Origin of the sequence: Rhodococcus sp. AG1013, assembly GCF_003350365.1 — a bacterium.
Lineage (GTDB): Bacteria > Actinomycetota > Actinomycetes > Mycobacteriales > Mycobacteriaceae > Prescottella.
Genome location: NZ_QQAT01000007.1, coordinates 73,016 through 89,098 on the forward strand (window position 1 = coordinate 73,016; position 16,083 = coordinate 89,098).

Annotated in this window: 17 protein-coding genes; 7 read left to right on the forward strand and 10 right to left on the reverse strand. The window is 67.6% G+C overall.

What is annotated here, in order from left to right; translation table 11 throughout:
- Window positions 1–134: 134 nt before the first annotated feature.
- Genes DEU38_RS11300 through DEU38_RS11310 form a run of 3 tightly spaced genes read left to right on the forward strand, consistent with a single transcriptional unit; the run spans window position 135 to window position 4,050 of the window.
- On the forward strand, window positions 135–1,505 hold the full coding sequence (locus tag DEU38_RS11300) for an MFS transporter (protein WP_114721150.1): 1,371 nt from the start codon (window positions 135–137) through the stop codon (window positions 1,503–1,505).
- Window positions 1,505–2,968 carry an aminotransferase class V-fold PLP-dependent enzyme gene (locus DEU38_RS11305; RefSeq protein WP_114721151.1) on the forward strand — a complete coding sequence of 488 codons (1,464 nt, stop codon included), beginning with the start codon at window positions 1,505–1,507 and terminating at the stop codon, window positions 2,966–2,968. The genes DEU38_RS11300 and DEU38_RS11305 overlap by 1 nt, the downstream gene beginning before the upstream one ends.
- Window positions 2,969–3,015: 47 nt before the next feature.
- Window positions 3,016–4,050, forward strand: coding sequence for an ABC transporter permease (locus DEU38_RS11310; protein ID WP_114721153.1), 1,035 nt, complete (start codon window positions 3,016–3,018; stop codon window positions 4,048–4,050).
- 185 nt (window positions 4,051–4,235) lie between these two features.
- On the opposite strand, the gene DEU38_RS11315 is transcribed toward DEU38_RS11310, so the two are convergent.
- Window positions 4,236–5,702 carry a catalase gene (locus tag DEU38_RS11315; protein WP_114721155.1) on the reverse strand — a complete coding sequence of 489 codons (1,467 nt, stop codon included), beginning with the start codon at window positions 5,700–5,702 and terminating at the stop codon, window positions 4,236–4,238.
- Between the two features lie 19 nt (window positions 5,703–5,721).
- Window positions 5,722–6,252, reverse strand: coding sequence for a Fur family transcriptional regulator (locus tag DEU38_RS11320; RefSeq protein WP_114721157.1), 531 nt, complete (start codon window positions 6,250–6,252; stop codon window positions 5,722–5,724).
- Window positions 6,253–6,625: 373 nt separating this feature from the next.
- Between DEU38_RS11320 and DEU38_RS28055 the strand changes: the two genes are divergently transcribed.
- Window positions 6,626–6,832, forward strand: coding sequence for a hypothetical protein (locus DEU38_RS28055; protein WP_147283496.1), 207 nt, complete (start codon window positions 6,626–6,628; stop codon window positions 6,830–6,832).
- Between the two features lie 30 nt (window positions 6,833–6,862).
- Entirely contained in the window at window positions 6,863–7,249 is a 387-nt protein-coding gene (locus DEU38_RS11325) for a TraR/DksA C4-type zinc finger protein (RefSeq protein ID WP_114721159.1), read from the forward strand.
- Window positions 7,250–7,281: 32 nt separating this feature from the next.
- Here DEU38_RS11325 and DEU38_RS11330 read toward each other — a convergent pair whose 3' ends face one another.
- Complete coding sequence (locus DEU38_RS11330) at window positions 7,282–7,719, reverse strand: SRPBCC family protein (RefSeq protein WP_114721161.1); 438 nt, start codon at window positions 7,717–7,719, stop codon at window positions 7,282–7,284.
- Between the two features lie 52 nt (window positions 7,720–7,771).
- Window positions 7,772–7,927 (reverse strand): hypothetical protein, encoded by a 156-nt coding sequence (locus DEU38_RS28420; RefSeq protein WP_181818743.1) that lies wholly within the window; start codon window positions 7,925–7,927, stop codon window positions 7,772–7,774.
- Between the two features lie 9 nt (window positions 7,928–7,936).
- Between DEU38_RS28420 and DEU38_RS11335 the strand changes: the two genes are divergently transcribed.
- Both DEU38_RS11335 and DEU38_RS11340 read left to right on the forward strand, forming a co-directional pair.
- Window positions 7,937–8,077: a hypothetical protein gene (locus tag DEU38_RS11335; protein WP_181818744.1), complete on the forward strand. Its 141-nt coding sequence runs from the start codon at window positions 7,937–7,939 to the stop codon at window positions 8,075–8,077.
- Window positions 8,078–8,259: 182 nt separating this feature from the next.
- The gene (locus tag DEU38_RS11340) at window positions 8,260–8,439 is read left to right on the forward strand and encodes a hypothetical protein (protein ID WP_147283497.1); all 180 of its coding nucleotides are present in this window, start codon (window positions 8,260–8,262) and stop codon (window positions 8,437–8,439) included.
- Window positions 8,440–8,595: 156 nt separating this feature from the next.
- Here DEU38_RS11340 and DEU38_RS11345 read toward each other — a convergent pair whose 3' ends face one another.
- The 6 genes from DEU38_RS11345 to DEU38_RS11370 all read right to left on the reverse strand — a co-directional run bounded on the left by DEU38_RS11345 (window position 8,596) and on the right by DEU38_RS11370 (window position 15,885).
- The gene (locus DEU38_RS11345; RefSeq protein ID WP_397484644.1) at window positions 8,596–9,471 is read right to left on the reverse strand and encodes a formylglycine-generating enzyme family protein; all 876 of its coding nucleotides are present in this window, start codon (window positions 9,469–9,471) and stop codon (window positions 8,596–8,598) included.
- Window positions 9,472–9,548: 77 nt separating this feature from the next.
- Window positions 9,549–10,490, reverse strand: coding sequence for an HAD family phosphatase (locus tag DEU38_RS11350; protein ID WP_114721167.1), 942 nt, complete (start codon window positions 10,488–10,490; stop codon window positions 9,549–9,551).
- A gap of 5 nt (window positions 10,491–10,495) precedes the next feature.
- Window positions 10,496–12,034 (reverse strand): arylsulfatase, encoded by a 1,539-nt coding sequence (locus DEU38_RS11355; protein ID WP_114721169.1) that lies wholly within the window; start codon window positions 12,032–12,034, stop codon window positions 10,496–10,498.
- Window positions 12,035–12,157: 123 nt separating this feature from the next.
- Window positions 12,158–13,351, reverse strand: coding sequence for an AI-2E family transporter (locus DEU38_RS11360; protein ID WP_114721171.1), 1,194 nt, complete (start codon window positions 13,349–13,351; stop codon window positions 12,158–12,160).
- Between the two features lie 31 nt (window positions 13,352–13,382).
- Complete coding sequence (locus DEU38_RS11365) at window positions 13,383–13,871, reverse strand: DUF1269 domain-containing protein (RefSeq protein ID WP_114721173.1); 489 nt, start codon at window positions 13,869–13,871, stop codon at window positions 13,383–13,385.
- Between the two features lie 157 nt (window positions 13,872–14,028).
- Window positions 14,029–15,885, reverse strand: coding sequence for a multicopper oxidase family protein (locus DEU38_RS11370; protein WP_114721175.1), 1,857 nt, complete (start codon window positions 15,883–15,885; stop codon window positions 14,029–14,031).
- Window positions 15,886–16,083: the final 198 nt, after the last annotated feature.

Genomic DNA, 16,083 nt, shown 5'->3' on the forward strand with positions numbered 1-16,083 from the left:
TCACCGACAGCGAAGGGGTCCGAAGCGGCAGCCCCGGACCCCTTGCCGGGAACGCTAGCAACGACCACCGACACGACGCTCCGACGGCCGCGACCGGCCCCCCGCCTGCCTGCGGCTGGCCTAGATTGACGCGCATGACGGCCACGAATGTCTCGTCCACCGCGCCAGGTCGGCTCAGCGCCGCCACCATTCGTGGCTACGCGCTGGGTTCGGTCGGCACCGGCGGCTTCTCGACCCTTCCGGGCCTGGTGCTCGCCTACTACCTCACCGACACCTTGGGCGTCGCGGCGGCCGTCGCCACGTTCGTGGTGTTCGCGCCGAAGGCGCTGGACGTGGTGCTCAATCCGGCGATCGGGTCGTGGAGCGACTCGTGGGCCCGTCGGACCGGGAGCCGACGGCGGTTCCTCACGATCGGCGCCGTGCTGCTGCCGGTCTTCTTCGCGCTCACCTTCGCGGTGCCCGACGGGGTCGACGCCGCCGGCGGTGCGGTGTGGGTCGCGGTCGCGTTCATCGCATCCGCGGTGGCGTTCAGCATGTTCCAGGTTCCGTACATCGCGATGCCCGCCGAACTCACCGACGACTACCACGAGCGCGCGCGTCTGATGGCGTGGCGCGTCGCGGTTCTCGGCATCGCGATCCTCCTCTTCGGCGCGGGTGGTCCGGAGCTGCGCGAACTGGGTGGCGGCGGCCGCTGGGGCTACCTCGTCATGGGCATCGTCGCCGGCGCGTTGCTGGGACTGGGCATGTTCGCGGCGTCCCGTGTGGCGCCGCGCCGGGCGCCGACGGAGCCGTCGCTCGGCGAGGACGCCTCGTTCTCGGCCTCGTTGCGCGTCGTCCGATCCAGCAGGCCCTTCCGGATGCTGCTGACGGCGTCCGCGCTGCAGGCCTTCGCGACGGGCACCATGCTGGCCGCAGCGCAGTACGCCGCCACGTATGTGCTCGGCAACGAGCGGTCGGTGTCGATCCTGTTCGCCGCGCTGGTCGGTCCGGCGGTCGCGGTGATGCCGCTGTGGTCACGCTCGGTGCGGGCGTGGGGCAAGCGGCGCGCCTACCTGCTGGCGTCGAGCCTGTTCCTCGCAGCCACCGTGGCGCTGCTGGGGTTGCTCGTGGGCACCGGGTGGTGGGTGTACGCGGTGGTCGCGGTGGCCGGTGTCGGCTACGCGGGCATGCAGATGCTGGGCATGTCGATGCTGCCGGACGTCATCAGCGACCACGAGAAGCGCGAGGGCGGCACGGTTCGCGCCGGGGCGTTCAGCGGCGTGTGGACGGCCGTCGAGACCATCGGCCTGGCGCTCGGTCCCGCTCTGGTCCTCGCGATCCTCGCGATCACCGGGTTCGTCTCGTCCACCGACGCCCACCACGCCGACCAGTCCGAGACCGCGATCAACGGCATCGCACTGGCGATCTCCGCGGCTCCTGCGATCCTCACCGCGCTCAGCATCGTCGCGCTCGCGCGCTACCGCCTCGCCGCCGAGGACTCCTACTCCCAGAACGGAAGCCACTGATGCAGTTCCGCAACGATCCTGCCGACGTCCTCGCCCGCCTCGATGCCCTTCGCGCGGCGGATGCCCCGACGTCGGGCGGACGCCTGCTGTCGTACGTGTACGACCCGGGCGTCGCCGAACTCGCCGAGCTCGCGGGGGCCGCGGCGTTGCGCGCGCAGTCGCTGAACGGGCTGGACCCCACCACGTTTCCGTCGATCGCGGCGATGGAGCGCGATCTCGTCGAACTGGGGCGCGGCGTGCTCGCAGGTGGCGACCCGGACGTCGTCGGCTCGGTCACGAGCGGCGGCACCGAAAGCTGCATGCTCGCCGTCAAATCCGCACGGGACACGTGGCGGAGGCGAACGGGGGCCGAGCACCGCCCGACACTGCTGATCGGCGCCACTGCGCACGCGGCCTTCCACAAGGCGGCGCAGCATCTCGATCTGCGGCTCGAGGTGCTGCCGGTGGATCCCGTCACCGCGCGGCTGCGGCCGTCGGACGTCGCCGCGGCCTTGTCGCCCGACGTGGCCCTGGTCGTCGCGAGCACGCCGTCGTATGCGCACGGCGCCCTCGATCCAGTCGAGCAGATCGCGGAACTGTGTGCAGCCCAGGATGTCCCACTGCACGTGGACGGCTGCATCGGCGGCTGGGTGCTGCCGTGGTGGCCGGGCCTGACACGGCGGTGGGATCTGACGGTGCCGGGCGTGAGCAGCCTGTCGGTGGACCTGCACAAGTACGGGTACGCCCCCAAGGGCGTGTCGCTGCTGCTCTACCGCGACCGCGACCGACACCGCGCACACTGGTTCGCCACCACGTCGTGGCCCGGCTACTCCGTGGTCAATCCGACGCTGCTGGGATCGCGCAGCGTCATGCCGATCGCGGCCGGCTGGGCGGTGACACAGGCCCTCGGCGAGGAGGGATTCGCAGCCCTGGTCGCACCGATGGCGCGCGCGACCGAACGGATCCGCGGCGCGATCGCGGGAATCGTGGGCCTGCGGGTCGTCGGCGATCCCGTCGGCCCCCTGCTGGCGATCGCCACGGACGAGTCGGTGTCGCCGGAGCGCCGCGTCGATCCGCACCGGTGGTCCGACGCCGCGGGTGACGACGGGTGGGCGCTGCAGCCGCAGCCCCGGTACACCCAGTCGGACGGAACGGTCCTGCCGCGCACCACGCATGTGACGATCACGCCGGTCACCGAGCGGGTCGTCGACGACCTGATCGCGGCGCTGCAGAAGGCGGCGGACCGTACCCGCGGGGTCCCGGGCGCGGACGCCCCCGCCGATCTGGTCGCGGCCGCCGCGCAGATCGATCCCGCCGATCTCACCAGCGAGGTCAGCGCCGCCGTGCTGGGGCTCGCCGGGCTGGATCCGAAGGCCGGGCTCACCGGCCCCCAGGCCGACGTCCTCGCCCTCGTCGAGGCACTGCCCGCACCGGTCGGCGAGCGGCTGCTGATCGAGTTCCTGGCACGCTTTCTCGAACCGTGACGTCGAGAACGTCCACCGCGCCACCGTGATGTGGGCACACTCGATGTATGGCAGCGACGTCGACGCGGTCAGTAGACGATTCGGAGCCGGATCGGTCAGCCGAGCACTCGAAGCCGGCGCGCGACACGGTCGTGCGGGGCACGGTGGTCCCGATGCTGGTCGGGTTGCTGATCGGCGCCATCTTCGTCGCGGTGTTCCTGGCCGCGTTCCACGATCCGAAACCGCACGATCTGCCCGTCGCAGTGGTTGCGCCGCCGCCGGTGGTCGCCGCGATCGAGGCCCAGTCGGCGGCCGCCGGCGACGCCTTCGACGTGCGCGTCTACCCGTCCGCCGACACGGCCCGGCAGGCCGTCGAGTCGCATGATGTCTTCGGCGCGTACGTGGCCGCCGGTGCGCCCACCGCGGATCTGCTCGTCGCGGGCGCGAACGGGCCGGCGGTCACCGAGGTCCTGTCCCGTGCGTTCGGGGCGGCCGCCGCGGCGACCGGCACGCCGCTGACCGTCACCGACGTCGTCCCGTTGGCGTCGGGCGATTCCCGCGGACTGTCGGTGTTCTACGCCGCCTTCGGTGTCGTCCTCTCGGCGTTTCTGTTCGGCCTCACCAGCATGCAGGCCGGTCCGCGACTGCCCGTCGTCTGGCGTGCCGTCAGCGCAGTGGCCTTCTCGATCCTGGTGAGCCTCGTCGTCGCCTGGCTGGTCCAGCCCGTTTTCGGGGCGCTGCCGGCGTCGTTCCTCATGACCGCCACGCTCGTCGGTCTGCTCGCGTTTGCCGTCGGCGCCTCGACCGTGGCGCTGCTCAAACTCTTCGGGCCGCCCGGGATCTTCGTCGCCGCCGTCGTCCTGCTGGTGTTCGGAAACGCGACCAGCACCGGCATCCTGCCCGCACAGTTCCTTCCGGGTTGGTTGGAACCGCTGACGAACATCCTGCCGGTCGGCGTCACCGTTCGCGCGCTGCGCGGCACCGCGTACTTCGACAACGACGGCCTCCCCACAGCGATCGCGGTGCTGGAGGCCTGGATCATCGGGGCGGTACTCGTGTACGGAATTGCCGTGTTTGTTCAGAGCCGACGCCGAGGGGCATGATGGAGGCAGTCCTCGAATGCTCGGGAGGCGGTTATGGACACTCTGATTCTGTGGCTGGCAGCAACCTTCATCTACTGGTGGGGCCTGCTCCCCTGACGAGTCGATGAGGCCGACAGGTTCGTGAAAGCCGATGGGCCCGTTCCGGAATTGTCCAATTCCGGAACGGGCCCATCGGGCTCATCGGTCTACTTCTGGCCGGCGCGCACGCCTACCTCGACCTTCTTGCCGAGTTCGGCGTCCACGTTCTTCCAGTACTCGAACACGCGCTGCAGCACGGGTTCGCTGACACCACCGAGCGCATGGCCGACGATGTTGCTCACCAGACGCTCGCGGGCGGCGTCGTCGAGCACCTCGCGGACCAGGGTTCCGGCCTGCGTGAAGTCGCCGTCCTCCGGGTGCTGAATGTACCCGGCGCGCACCGCCTGGCCGTCGAACGCCCACAGGCCCTCGTCACCGGCGGCCGACGGATCCGCGTGCGGCCCGCCGTACGAGTTGGGCGCGTACACCGGAGTGTCGGCGGAGTTGAAGCTGTAGCGCATCGCGCCCTCCTTGGAGTAGGAGTTCACGGGGCACTTCGGCGCGTTCACCGGCAGGTCGGCGTAGTTGGTGCCGATCCGGTAGCGATGGGCGTCCGCGTAGGAGAACACCCGGCCGAGCAGCATCTTGTCGGGGCTGAACCCGATGCCGGGCACCACGTTCGACGGTTCGAACGACGCCTGCTCGATCTGCGCGAAGAAGTTCTCCGGATTGCGGTTGAGTGTCCACTTGCCGACCTCGATGAGCGGGTAGTCCTTCTGCGACCACACCTTCGTCAGGTCGAACGGGTTGAAGCGGTAGCCCTCCGCCTCGGCGACCGGCATGACCTGAACCTTCATGGTCCAGCTGGGGAACTCGCCCCGATCGATCGCGTTGTACAGATCGGCGCGGTGGTAATCCGGGTCGGAGCCGGCGAGGGTGTCGGCCTCGGCCTGCGTGAGGAACTCGATGCCCTGGTCGGTCTTGAAGTGGTACTTCACCCAGAAGCGCTCACCGGCAGCGTTGACCCACTGGTAGGTGTGCGAGCCGAACCCGTCCATGTGCCGCCACGACTTCGGGATACCGCGGTCGCCCATCAGCCACGTCACCTGGTGCGCCGTCTCGGGACGCAGCGTCCAGAAGTCCCACTGCATGTCGTGGTCGCGCAGACCCGAACCCGGCAGACGCTTCTGCGAGCGGATGAAGTCGGGGAACTTGATGGGGTCCTTGATGAAGAAGACCGGGGTGTTGTTGCCGACGAGGTCGTAGTTGCCCTCTTCGGTGTAGAACTTCATCGCGAACCCGCGCGGATCGCGCCACGTGTCGGGGCTGCCCTGCTCGCCGGCGACGGTGGAGAAGCGCACCAGCGACTCGGTCTTCTTGCCGGGCTGCAGGAACTTCGCCTTGGTGTACTTGCTGACGTCACCGGTGATGACGAGTTCGCCGAACGCGCCGCCGCCCTTGGCGTGCACGATGCGCTCCGGCACCCGCTCGCGGTTGAACTGCGCGAGCTTCTCGATCAGGTAGTGGTCGTGCAGCAGGATCGGCCCCTGCGTACCCGCGGTCAACGACTCGTCGTCGCTGCTGACCGGGATTCCGAAGTTGTTCGTCGTCGGACGTGACTGTGCGGACGTCATTTTGCGAAGCCTCCTGGCACTAGTGGGCTGTGGCTGTCTTCGAATGGTTCGACCCGCCCGATCCGGGCACATCGTCTTGATTCTGTGAGCTGGCAACGGTCTCTGCTGTGGTTTTCGCCGAAACACTTCGGCAACCGCCGCACAGACCCCAGAACACCACCTCGGCCTCGTCGATCTCGAAGCCGTGGTCGTTCGAGGGCTCCAGGCAGGGAGCGTGGCCGACGACGCAGTCCACGTCGACGACCGTGCCGCACGAGCGGCACACCAGGTGGTGATGGTTGTCCGCGGTGCGGGTCTCGTACCGTGCCGACGAACCCGCAGGTTCGATCCGGCGCAGCAGACCCGCTCGGACACAGGCCCCCAGCACGTCGTAGACGCCCTGAGTGGAGACGGTCCCGAGCTGACGACGCACCTCGGCAGCGATCTCCTCCGCATCCGAATGCGGATTCGCGGCAACAGCATTCAGAACCGCAACCCGGGGAGCCGTGACACGTAGGCCCGCTTCCCTCAGCAGGGTGCGGGGTTCGATGCGGTGCTCTCCGTGTTGCATGGTTCCCAGTATGCCCCTTTTCTGGAATAAGTCAAAAGAACGACAACCTCCAGGATGGGGTGGTCGCGCGGAAGTCGGCCGTCCGGCGAGGACCGGAGGCGGGGCGACCCTCCGAGCAGAGGCAGTCCCCGTCCGGTGCGCGCGACGAGCCGGCCGCACCGTCAGCGGCCGTGCGGGCGCAATGGTCCGCACCCGGCACCCGGAGCGGGATGGATTCGCCCGCAACCACATCCGGGCAATCGATTCGGCCAGTCTCTGCACCGCAGTACAATTCGGACGATTCCCCACACGTCCCCGCTACCACTCCGCTACCGTCGAGTAAGTACTGCACGGCACAGACGACAGGAGCGCACCACAGCTCACGGGAGACGACATGCGCGAGACTCCACAATGCGCGCGGCGGGCCGGGATACGAACCACGTCACTGCGATTGGCATGGCTGCTGTGCATCGCACTCATCGTGTTCGTGCCCGGATTGTTCGCGCTGATGGTCGGCACCACGCTGCTCGAGGCCGTCTTGATCACAGCCTTCACCCTGGCCTGCGTGTGGATGGCCGGGCTACTGATCAACTTTCGGTGACCGCATACCGGCTTCGATGGAGGAACACCCATGCAGGACGATGGTTCCGCAGGAGCCGACGCGGACGCGACCGCCTCCCGGCATCGGGCCCGGATCGCCCGGGAACGCGCCGACACGGAGCGCCGCATCGCCGCACTCACCCGGCGTTTCAGCGAAACAGTGGAGGGATCGGAGTTCACCACGGACGACGACGAGCACGATCCCGAAGGCTCGACCATCGCCTTCGAGCGTGCCCAGGTCTCGGCCCTTCTCGACGACGCTCGCCGCGACCTGGAGGACCTGACTGCGGCAACGCAGCGCCTCGAGAACGGCACGTACGGCGTCTGCGTCCGATGCGGAACACCGATCACCGAGGCCCGACTCGATGCGGTGCCCGCCGCCACGATGTGTATCGACTGCTCGGCTCGTCGCCACTAGCAAGCGACGGCGAGCCGGCGGTCGGTGCGCGGCTAGTCCGCGAAATACGTTGCCACAGCGTTGAGTCCGGTGACATAGACCCCGTCGCCGAACATCTGCTCCACCGTCGCGACCGCCGCGTCGTCGGCGGCCTGATACTCCGCGCTCCAATGAATCTCGGTGCCGCCGGCGTGCGGCCGCACCGCGAGGGTGGCGATGTAGTCGCTGATCGGCAGCATCGGGTCGAGCACCTGGTAGCTGTACGTGCGCGCCGCCGCGTCGCGGCCGACGAGAAGCTCCCGGGCGACGACGCGCCCGTCGATCGAGAAGACGCGGATCGCACCGACCTCGGTCGGCTCCGTGTCGCCCTCGAGCTCCGAGGGCGGGACGCCCGGATGCCACGCGCCGAGCCCGTCGAAGTCGCCGATGTGGGCCCAGACCCGATCGGGATCTGCCGAAACCACGACGCTTCTCACCAGTGACCGAACCATGATTGTCTCCTTGTCTGCCGAAACATGTTGTCTGTCGAACGGATTCGTCGAGCTAGTCGCTTCGCGCCGGAATCTGGACATCGAGGCGTAGGACGGACAGCGCGGACGCCGCCAGCTCACCCACGTCGGCCGGACCCTCGGGGTCGTCCGGATCGGGCCCGGCCCGCCCCGCCAGCAGCGGTCGCATCCGAGAGTGCGTCTCGAGCACATTAACAGCGTGGCACAAACTGGCGACCTGGCACAGATTGCCACGCTGCTGTCCCGGCTTGTGTCCCCGGAGAATTCGCACGTCACCGGCCACGTCCTCTTCGTCGACGGCGGCGCCGACGCCGTGCGCCGCGGCGACTCCGCCTGGTAGCCGACGTCGACCGCCGACTGGACACGTGGGCCGACGCCTTCTGCACGGCCTACGGACCCCTCGCCGACGCCACGGAGGCGCTCGACGAGATTCCCGCCAGCTCCGCACTGTCACCGGCGAACATCACGAATACCCGCAGCGCCCTCGTCGCGAGCCTGCCTGCGCTCGACACGTTGATCGAGATGCCGGAACCGCCCGTCTCCGACGGTCGTCAGATCAAGGCCATCCTCGACGCGTCCCATCGCGCGTGGAGGAAACTCACCACCGATGTCGTCGCAGTGATCGATTCCAGCCCCGACGGGCTCAGCGTGAACGGAGCGCAGCGGATCCTGGATCTGGCGCCGATGCAGACGCCGGGTTGACCACGACGGACCTCGACCGGATCGAGGACTTCAACAGCCGGATCGAGCAACTCGGCCTGCCCGCTTGCTCGGCTATGGACGGAAATCCCTGACCCGTCGCCCCGGCGGCCCGGCCGACCATGAGCCGCAACCTGTTCGGAGCCCGTCCGGGTTCGACTACGCGGTGCCCGCCACGCAGCGGAACCCGATGTGGCTCATCCCCGTGTCGATCATCTGGGGTCGGCGCGCCGCGGGCCGATAGCGGCGGCAGTAGCTGTCGGCGCACAGGAACGAGCCGCCCTTGATCACCTTGCGGGGCACCTGGAACTGGGGCTGACGGCTGTCGAAGCTCTGCGACACGTCCGGCCCACGCGGATTGAGCGGTGCGCAGCACGAGTCCGCCGAGTCGGCATGTCGGTCCGAGTACCAGTCGGCCGTCCATTCCCACACGTTGCCCGCCATGTCGTGCAGGCCGTACCCGTTCGACGGATAGCTGCCGACCGCTGCGGTGGTGCCGTACCCGGAATCCGCTCGCCAGGGGAAGTCGCCGTGCCAGAAGTTCGCGAGGCGCTCATCGTCCGCCTCGCCGTCCTTGCCCCACGTGAAGTCGGCGCCGTCCAGCCCGCCCCGCGCAGCGGCCTCCCACTGCGCCTCGGTGGGCAGGGCCCGTCCCGCCCACTGCGCGTATGCCGCTGCATCCTCGTGCGCGACATGAACGACGGGGTGGTCCCCGAGCCCGGCGGTCGACGATCCGGGGCCTGTGGGGCGCTGCCAGGACGCCCCGATCGTCCAGATCCACCATTGACTGAGGTGCCGGAGATCGACCGGACCGGCGGTGCGTGTGAAGACCATCGATCCGGGCTGCAGGTTCTCTACGGGCGCCCCCGGGAAATCGGCGGGGTCCAACGGCCTCTCGGCCACCGTGACGTAGCCGGTGTCCCGCACGAAACGCGCGTACTGCGCATTGGTGACCTGGTGGGTCTCGATGGCGAAGGCATCGACCTTCACACGGTGCGCCGGGCCCTCCTCCGGGTAGTGCCGATCCGAGCCCATCGTGAATGTCTGCGCCGGTACGTCTCGGAGGTCGGAGAATGCCGAATCACCCACTGGGCCTTTGCTCCTCTTCGGGGTCAGGTGACGGCCGTCGAGAAGACGTTCGTCCAGTCGTTCTTCATGCTTACCACGGTCCAGGCCTTCTCTCGCGCCTGATCGAGAGCCTGTTCGGCGCCGGCGACGTAGTCGAACTCGCGTTCGGCATCGTCGTGCAGGATCACCATCCGCAGGGACGGGCGGTCGGGTTGCCCGGAGAACGCCAGCATCGGAAGGTCGCCGTTGGAGTTGCCGACCGACAGGATCGGCCGCCGCCCGATCCTGCTCCAGATCCGGACGGGCTTCTCCGGTCCGTCGTCGAAGAAATCCATCGCGGCCTTGTAGAGCAGATCGGTGGTGTCCTCGCCCTCGCGGTACGACAGACCGAGCGCGCTGCCGATGATGCGTTCCGGCGGCAGCCCGTAGAGCCTTCCGGCGACCGGGCGCATGAAGTCGCGGTCACCACCGGACGCGATGTAGGTCGTGAAGCCGTTCTCCTCGAGGTAACGCAACAACTCGACCATCGGCGTGTATCCGCACCCGTAATAGGGGCGGCCGAGCGTCGGGTGATCCGCCCCGGCGAAGAAGGCCCGGACCCGCGCGTCGTAATTCTCGACGGTGACCGAGTCGAACGCGGCGGTGACCGCGCCCATCAGCAGCTTCAGATCGCCGTCGTCGCCCTGATAATGCTTGACCATCGCCGTGCCGAGCCACTGAAGGTCGTTCTCGTAGGCCGCCTTCCACGGCTGTTTCTGGCGCAGATCGGGTTCGCCCGTAGCCATCTCGGCGAAGCGCCGCACGGTGAAGTCGAGTTGGATGGGCATCGGCTTCTCGCACCAGAGTGTGCCGTCGTTGTCGAAGACCGCCACCCGGTCCTCGGGTTCGACGAAGTCCGGTCCGCCGACCGCCGTGACCCGATCCACGAAATCGACTATGGCGGATCTTGTTCCCCCGTCGGCCCACGACTCGAGTGCATTCACCATGCCGGTCAGTCCCGCGACAGAAAGGCGTGCAGCTTCTTCACCGCATGATCGATCGTGAAGGTGGCTGGCTCCTGCCGCGGCGGAAACTCCTTGAACGTGTCGAGGAAGGCGGTAGCGATCGCGGTGCCGTAGAGGGCGATGTAATCGTGGTCGAGGAACCAGTCCCAGTACGTGTTCGACGTCGAGTCGGCCCGCTCGAACGGATCGGTGCGGAGGTTGAACAGCTTCGGTACCCGCAGTTCCGTGAACGGCTCCGCCCAGATCCCCAGTGTGCCCTGTACCCGCTGCTCCATGAAGACGATCTTCCAGTTCTCGAACCGCACACCCAGCACGTCGCAGTCGTCGGAGAAGTAGACCATGCCCCGGCGCGGGCTCCGCTCCACCTCCCCGGTGAGGTAGGGCAGCAGGTTGTAGCCGTCGATATGGACCTTGTAGGTCTTGTCGCCGGCGGCGTGCCCGGACTTCAGCTTGTCGACGATGTCCGTGTCACCGGCCGCCGCGAGGAACGTGGGGAGCCAGTCGTGATGCTGGACGATGTCGTTGGAGACCGCCCCCGCTTCGATCCTCCCTGGCCACCGGATCACCTGCGGAACCCGGAAGGCGCCTTCCCAGTTGGTGTCCTTCTCACTGCGGAAGGGTGTGGTCGCACCGTCCGGCCACGTGTTGGCGTGCGGGCCGTTGTCGGTGCTGTAGATGACGATCGTGTCCTCGGCGAGGCCGAGCTCGTCCAGGACATCGAGCACGGAGCCGACATTCTTGTCGTGGTCGATCATCGTGTCGTGGTACGGCGACTGCCAGATGCCCGACTGCCCCAGGCTTTCCGGCTTCGTGTGCGTGCGCAGGTGCATGTGGGTGAAGTTCACCCACAGGAAGAACGGTGCCTCCGCTTCGTGCTGGCGCCGGATGAAGTCGACAGCCGCATCGGCGATCTCGTCGTCGATGGTCTCCATCCGCTTCTTGGTCAGCGGACCGGTGTCTTCGATCCGCTGCTTGCCGACGCGGCCGAAGCGCGGATCCTCGGTGGAATCGTCCTCATCGGTGGCCCAGGAGCGCAGGACGCCCCGCGGCCGTTGCAGGTTGTACAGGCGGGGATACAGATCCGCGTCGGGATAGTCCGGGAGTTCCGGCTCCTCCTCGGCATTGAGGTGATAGAGGTTGCCGAAGAACTCGTCGAAACCGTGCACGGTCGGCAGGTACTTGTTCAGGTCACCGAGGTGGTTCTTACCGAACTGACCGGTGGCATACCCGAGCGGTTTGATCAGTTCCGCAATGGTCGGGTCCTCAGCCGAGAGACCGATCTCGACGCCCGGCATGCCGACCTTGCTCATCCCCGTCCGGTAGACGCTCTGGCCGGTGATGAATGAGGCGCGGCCGGCGGTGCAACTCTGCTCACCGTAGGAGTCGGTGAACTTCATGCCCTCGTCGGCGAGACGATCGATGTTCGGCGTCCGGTATCCCATCAGTCCGTCGCTGTAGCAACTGAGGTTGGAGATGCCGATGTCATCGCCCCAGATCACCAGAATGTTCGGCTTCGAGTCCGGCATCGCACATCTCCTCGTCCGCTCCGCATGTCGTTGAGTCCGTGTCCCCATCAGGGTGCGCCCTCCGCCGGCCGTCCACATCACCCGTTCGGGATGAGGCTCGGGCGACCGACGAGGACACAGATGTCACGTCGCCGGCACGACCGACTCCGGCTCAGGACTCGGATCATCGACTTCCTTTGCAGGAGAGAGAATGTCGGGGTCCGGCGGAACCGCAACGTCCTCCGCCTTCTCGCCGATCAGGACGTTCACCCAACGGGTGGCGGGGTCTATGTCCAGCAGCATCGCCTTGACCAGAAGCGTCATCGGAATTGCAAGCAGCGCGCCCAGCGGGCCGAGCACCCAGGCCCAGAACACCAGCGCCAGGAAGGTCATCGTCACGCTGATGCCGACGGCGTCGCCGACGAACTTCGGCTGGATGATCGACTGGATGACGAAATTGATCACGCAGTAGACCACGATCACCCACACCATGAGACCCGGCCCGCCGTCGAGCAGCGCGAGAAGCGCCGGCGGGATCACACCGATCACGAAGCCGATGTTGGGAATGTAGTTGGTGATGAATGACAGCAGCGCCCACAACACCGGTAGCGGAACGCCCATCAGCCACAGCGCTCCGCCGTCGAGTACCGCCACGATCAGGCCGAACACCGTGGAGACGACCAGGTACTTGCGGGTTCCCGCAGCGAAAGTCGATAGGGCATACGCAATCTCGGGCCTGGTGCGTGCGACGACCTGCATCTTCTTCCCGATACTCATCCCGTCGAACGCCATGAACAGCAGCAGAGCCAGGATGAAGAAGAGGTTGGAGAACACGCCGAGGAGACTCTGTAGCGCGGATTCGATCAGCGCGACGACCTTGCCCACGTCGATGCTGCTCAGCGCGTTGTGGATCTGGTCGGAGTTCACGCCCGCTCCGGCCAGCGCCGAGCGGAGACCGTCCAGGAGGTCGTCGACGGTGTCGGCATACTGCGGTAGCTGAGTGGCGAGTTGCGCGGCCGACAGCGCCAATGCGCCGACCAGGCCGATGAGGATCAGGTACACCGCGATCACGGCGGTGATCATCCCGAGCCATGCGGGAAGCCTGCGGCGCTGCATCCAGGACTGGATCGGTTGCACCGCGATGGTGAGCATCAGGGCCAGGAACACCGGCCCGAGGATCCCGGCGAAGGTCTTGATCCCGGCGATCGAAACCACCGCGCCTGCACCTGCGAGTAACACGATCAAGCCACGGGGTATCGCCCACGGTGCCGGTGTCAATGTCGGCACCGGCACCGTGGACACGGCCCGGTCGGATCGTGATTTACGTGAACCCGTCATCGTCCCTCCCGGACCGAGAAGCCGTTACCGGTCAGTCCGCGAACACCTCGCGAAGGTGCGCCTCCTGCTCATGGGACAGGTTCGTGGAGATCAGTTCGGCGTGCTGACCATGGAATTCGTCGTGCACGCGATCGACCGTCGCGTCGGACGTCAACACGAACAGGGCCGAGGTTCCGGGGGTGATCTGTTCCTTGAGCCGCTTGATGAAGTCGTCGTCGATTCCGACGTCGGTCAGCGCCCCTGTCAGTGCGCCGACGGCGGCACCGACGGCCACCCCGATCAGTGGGATGAAGAACAGAATGCCGAACAGCAGCCCCCAGAAGGCGCCGCCGAGCGCGCCCGCGCCCGCAAGATCGGCGAGCTGGTGAGTCTTCGGCTTCTTCCTCCCCTCCGGCCAACTCACCACTGCCGCATCGTGAACGGTGATCAGTTCCTGCTTCTGCAGGTCTTCCAACGTCGCGACGGCGGTGTCCGCTCCGGACGGAGACGCGAACTTCCAGACGGTCAGCGTTCCTGCCATGGGAAACTCCTCGAGATGGTGGGATCCAGCCACATCGGCCTCTCAGGCACCGTACGAACAGAATCGCCTCGGCGGCCTCACACCCATCGGATGAACTGCCCCGCGGACACTTCGGTCCGCGGGTCCCCAGAATCTCGAATCGGCTCTCGCCTACTCCTCATCCCCCGGCGACGGTGCGGAAACCCAGCATCATGTCGTGGTCCTCGTGGTCGAGCATGTGGCAGTGCCACACGTACCCCTGCAACGGGCCCGCCGCCGGCACGGCATCGTGTCCCGCATGGGCCGGCATCCGATGGTCAGGCATCTGAGGTGAGGCCTCCACCGGGGCGGAGATCTCTCCCACCCCGAAGGTGGCATCGGGGTCGAAACCGAGGCGCTCGGCGGTCGGGAACACCGCGACGATCCGGGTGATCGTCCCCGGATCCGCGATGACTGTGTCCTTCGAACCGGTCTCCCACGGCTCCGGCGGTGCGAGCGGGGAGGTGACGAAGTCGTCGGCCGGCGGCGTCCACTTGGTACCGATCGGTGGCTGCGGGTACTGCCTGGTGTACGCCGCGACATCGATGTTCTGCCGGCCCAGCACGCGGAAGTTCACCAGGTGGAGGTGAATCGGGTGCGGCTCAGGCGCGACGTTGACGATGTTCCACTGTTCGACGGTGCCCTGCCGAGGCATCTCGATGTCGGGGTCGCCGAACATCAGGTTGTTGAGCGACATGATCGTTCCACCGGTCGACTGGTCGATCAACTGCATCACAGTGACCGTTCGCTGCACCTGCGGCGTCGGCACCGGTTCCAGATCCGCGGGCTGCCCCGACCCTCCGCGCAGCGTCTCCGGAACCCGCCCGGAGAAGCCGCGTCCCGCCGACATCCGGAACCGGCAGAATAGCGGCATCGCCCGGGCACCGCGCTGGGACGCCCCTAGCGGCGGGGGCTCGTCGTTGCAGAGTTCCACCGTCGCACCGGGTTCCAGTGCCCCGAAGTCGACGAGGAGATCGACCCGCTCTCCGGGTGCGAGCCGCACGCGGTCGGAGGCTACGGGCGCGGGCAGGAGCCCGCCCTCCATGCCGAGAATCCAGAACCGCATCCGGTTGCCGAAGAACAGATTCCACACGCTGAAGGACGCGGCGCTGACGATGCGCAGGCGGTAGAAGCCCCGCGCTACCTCGAGTTCCGGCCAGATCTTGCCGTTCACCACCCCCACGTCGCCCGGGGTTCCGCCGTCCCACCGCCCCTGCGGCACCAGCGGGGTGGCCCGGATGCTCTGCCGTCCGTCCGCGGTGAAGATCTTCTCCTGCAGGACCAGCGGAATCTCGAACTCCCCCGACGGCAGCCCCCACGCGTTACCGGTTGCACCCGTGTCGAATTCGTCCCGCAGCAGGAACATCCCGGCGAGTCCGGCGTACACGTTGAGGCGGGTGATCCCCATCGCGTGATCGTGGTACCAGAGTTGGGTGGCCTCGTGGCCGTTCGGGTAGTGATGGACGTGCCCCTGTCCCGGCCGCTGCAGGAACGCGGGGTGCCCGTCGTGCTCGGGGGGTGTCACGGCGCCGTGCAGATGCATCGACGTGGGCACCGACGTCCGATCCTGCTCGGTCACGCCGTGCAGTGTGGTGTCGAAGTCCGCGGCGAGGGGATGGACCCCGATCTCGTTGCGGTAGGACACCGTCAGCGGGTCGTTGCTGTGCGACTCGATGGTGGGACCGAGATAGTCCATGCCGCCGTACGCGAGCGCCGGAGAGGGGTCGAGGTCGCGGTGGAACCGATGTGTCGTGCTCGTGGCGCGCAGCTCCAGTTGCGAGCCGGACAGCACCGGAATGCGGGGCAGTTCGTCGACGAAGGGCTCGATACGCGGCGACGCGAACAACTGCGGGCGGGACGGGTCGATATTGCCGAGATCGCCCAGATCCTGCGCCCGCACCCCCGGCACTCCTGCGGTGATCGCCCCTACACCCACGGCGCCGGCCGTCCACGCGAGGCCGCGGTTGAAGGCTCGCCGCGAGATCCGTCCGCTCATGTCACACTCCCTGTGGTTGCCCGCCGGAGCCCGTTCGATCGCGTCGCCCCGACGGTACGCCGACGACTCCTGAGGCCCCGCCGGTTTCCCCGGATCCGTCCCGATTCCGACGACGGTTGCGGACGAGCAGGACGAATCGCGCGGACCCGCCGTGTTTCGTCGATTCGGCAACCCGATTCGGCTGCGCGCGTCGCCTAC

Excerpts from the sequence above, each read along its gene's own strand:
- DEU38_RS11305 (WP_114721151.1), top strand. The coding sequence starts at position 1,505 with ATGCAGTTCCGCAACGATCCTGCCGACGTCCTCGCCCGCCTCGATGCC.
- DEU38_RS11360 (WP_114721171.1), bottom strand. The coding sequence starts at position 13,351 with ATGACGGGTTCACGTAAATCACGATCCGACCGGGCCGTGTCCACGGTG.
- DEU38_RS11300 (WP_114721150.1), top strand. The coding sequence starts at position 135 with ATGACGGCCACGAATGTCTCGTCCACCGCGCCAGGTCGGCTCAGCGCC.
- DEU38_RS11330 (WP_114721161.1), bottom strand. The coding sequence starts at position 7,719 with ATGGTTCGGTCACTGGTGAGAAGCGTCGTGGTTTCGGCAGATCCCGAT.
- DEU38_RS11310 (WP_114721153.1), top strand. The coding sequence starts at position 3,016 with ATGGCAGCGACGTCGACGCGGTCAGTAGACGATTCGGAGCCGGATCGG.
- DEU38_RS11365 (WP_114721173.1), bottom strand. The coding sequence starts at position 13,871 with ATGGCAGGAACGCTGACCGTCTGGAAGTTCGCGTCTCCGTCCGGAGCG.
- DEU38_RS11350 (WP_114721167.1), bottom strand. The coding sequence starts at position 10,490 with ATGGTGAATGCACTCGAGTCGTGGGCCGACGGGGGAACAAGATCCGCC.
- DEU38_RS11315 (WP_114721155.1), bottom strand. The coding sequence starts at position 5,702 with ATGACGTCCGCACAGTCACGTCCGACGACGAACAACTTCGGAATCCCG.
- DEU38_RS11345 (WP_397484644.1), bottom strand. The coding sequence starts at position 9,471 with ATGGGCTCGGATCGGCACTACCCGGAGGAGGGCCCGGCGCACCGTGTG.
- DEU38_RS11370 (WP_114721175.1), bottom strand. The coding sequence starts at position 15,885 with ATGAGCGGACGGATCTCGCGGCGAGCCTTCAACCGCGGCCTCGCGTGG.
- DEU38_RS28055 (WP_147283496.1), top strand. The coding sequence starts at position 6,626 with ATGCGCGAGACTCCACAATGCGCGCGGCGGGCCGGGATACGAACCACG.
- DEU38_RS11320 (WP_114721157.1), bottom strand. The coding sequence starts at position 6,252 with ATGCAACACGGAGAGCACCGCATCGAACCCCGCACCCTGCTGAGGGAA.
- DEU38_RS11340 (WP_147283497.1), top strand. The coding sequence starts at position 8,260 with ATGCCGGAACCGCCCGTCTCCGACGGTCGTCAGATCAAGGCCATCCTC.
- DEU38_RS11325 (WP_114721159.1), top strand. The coding sequence starts at position 6,863 with ATGCAGGACGATGGTTCCGCAGGAGCCGACGCGGACGCGACCGCCTCC.
- DEU38_RS11355 (WP_114721169.1), bottom strand. The coding sequence starts at position 12,034 with ATGCCGGACTCGAAGCCGAACATTCTGGTGATCTGGGGCGATGACATC.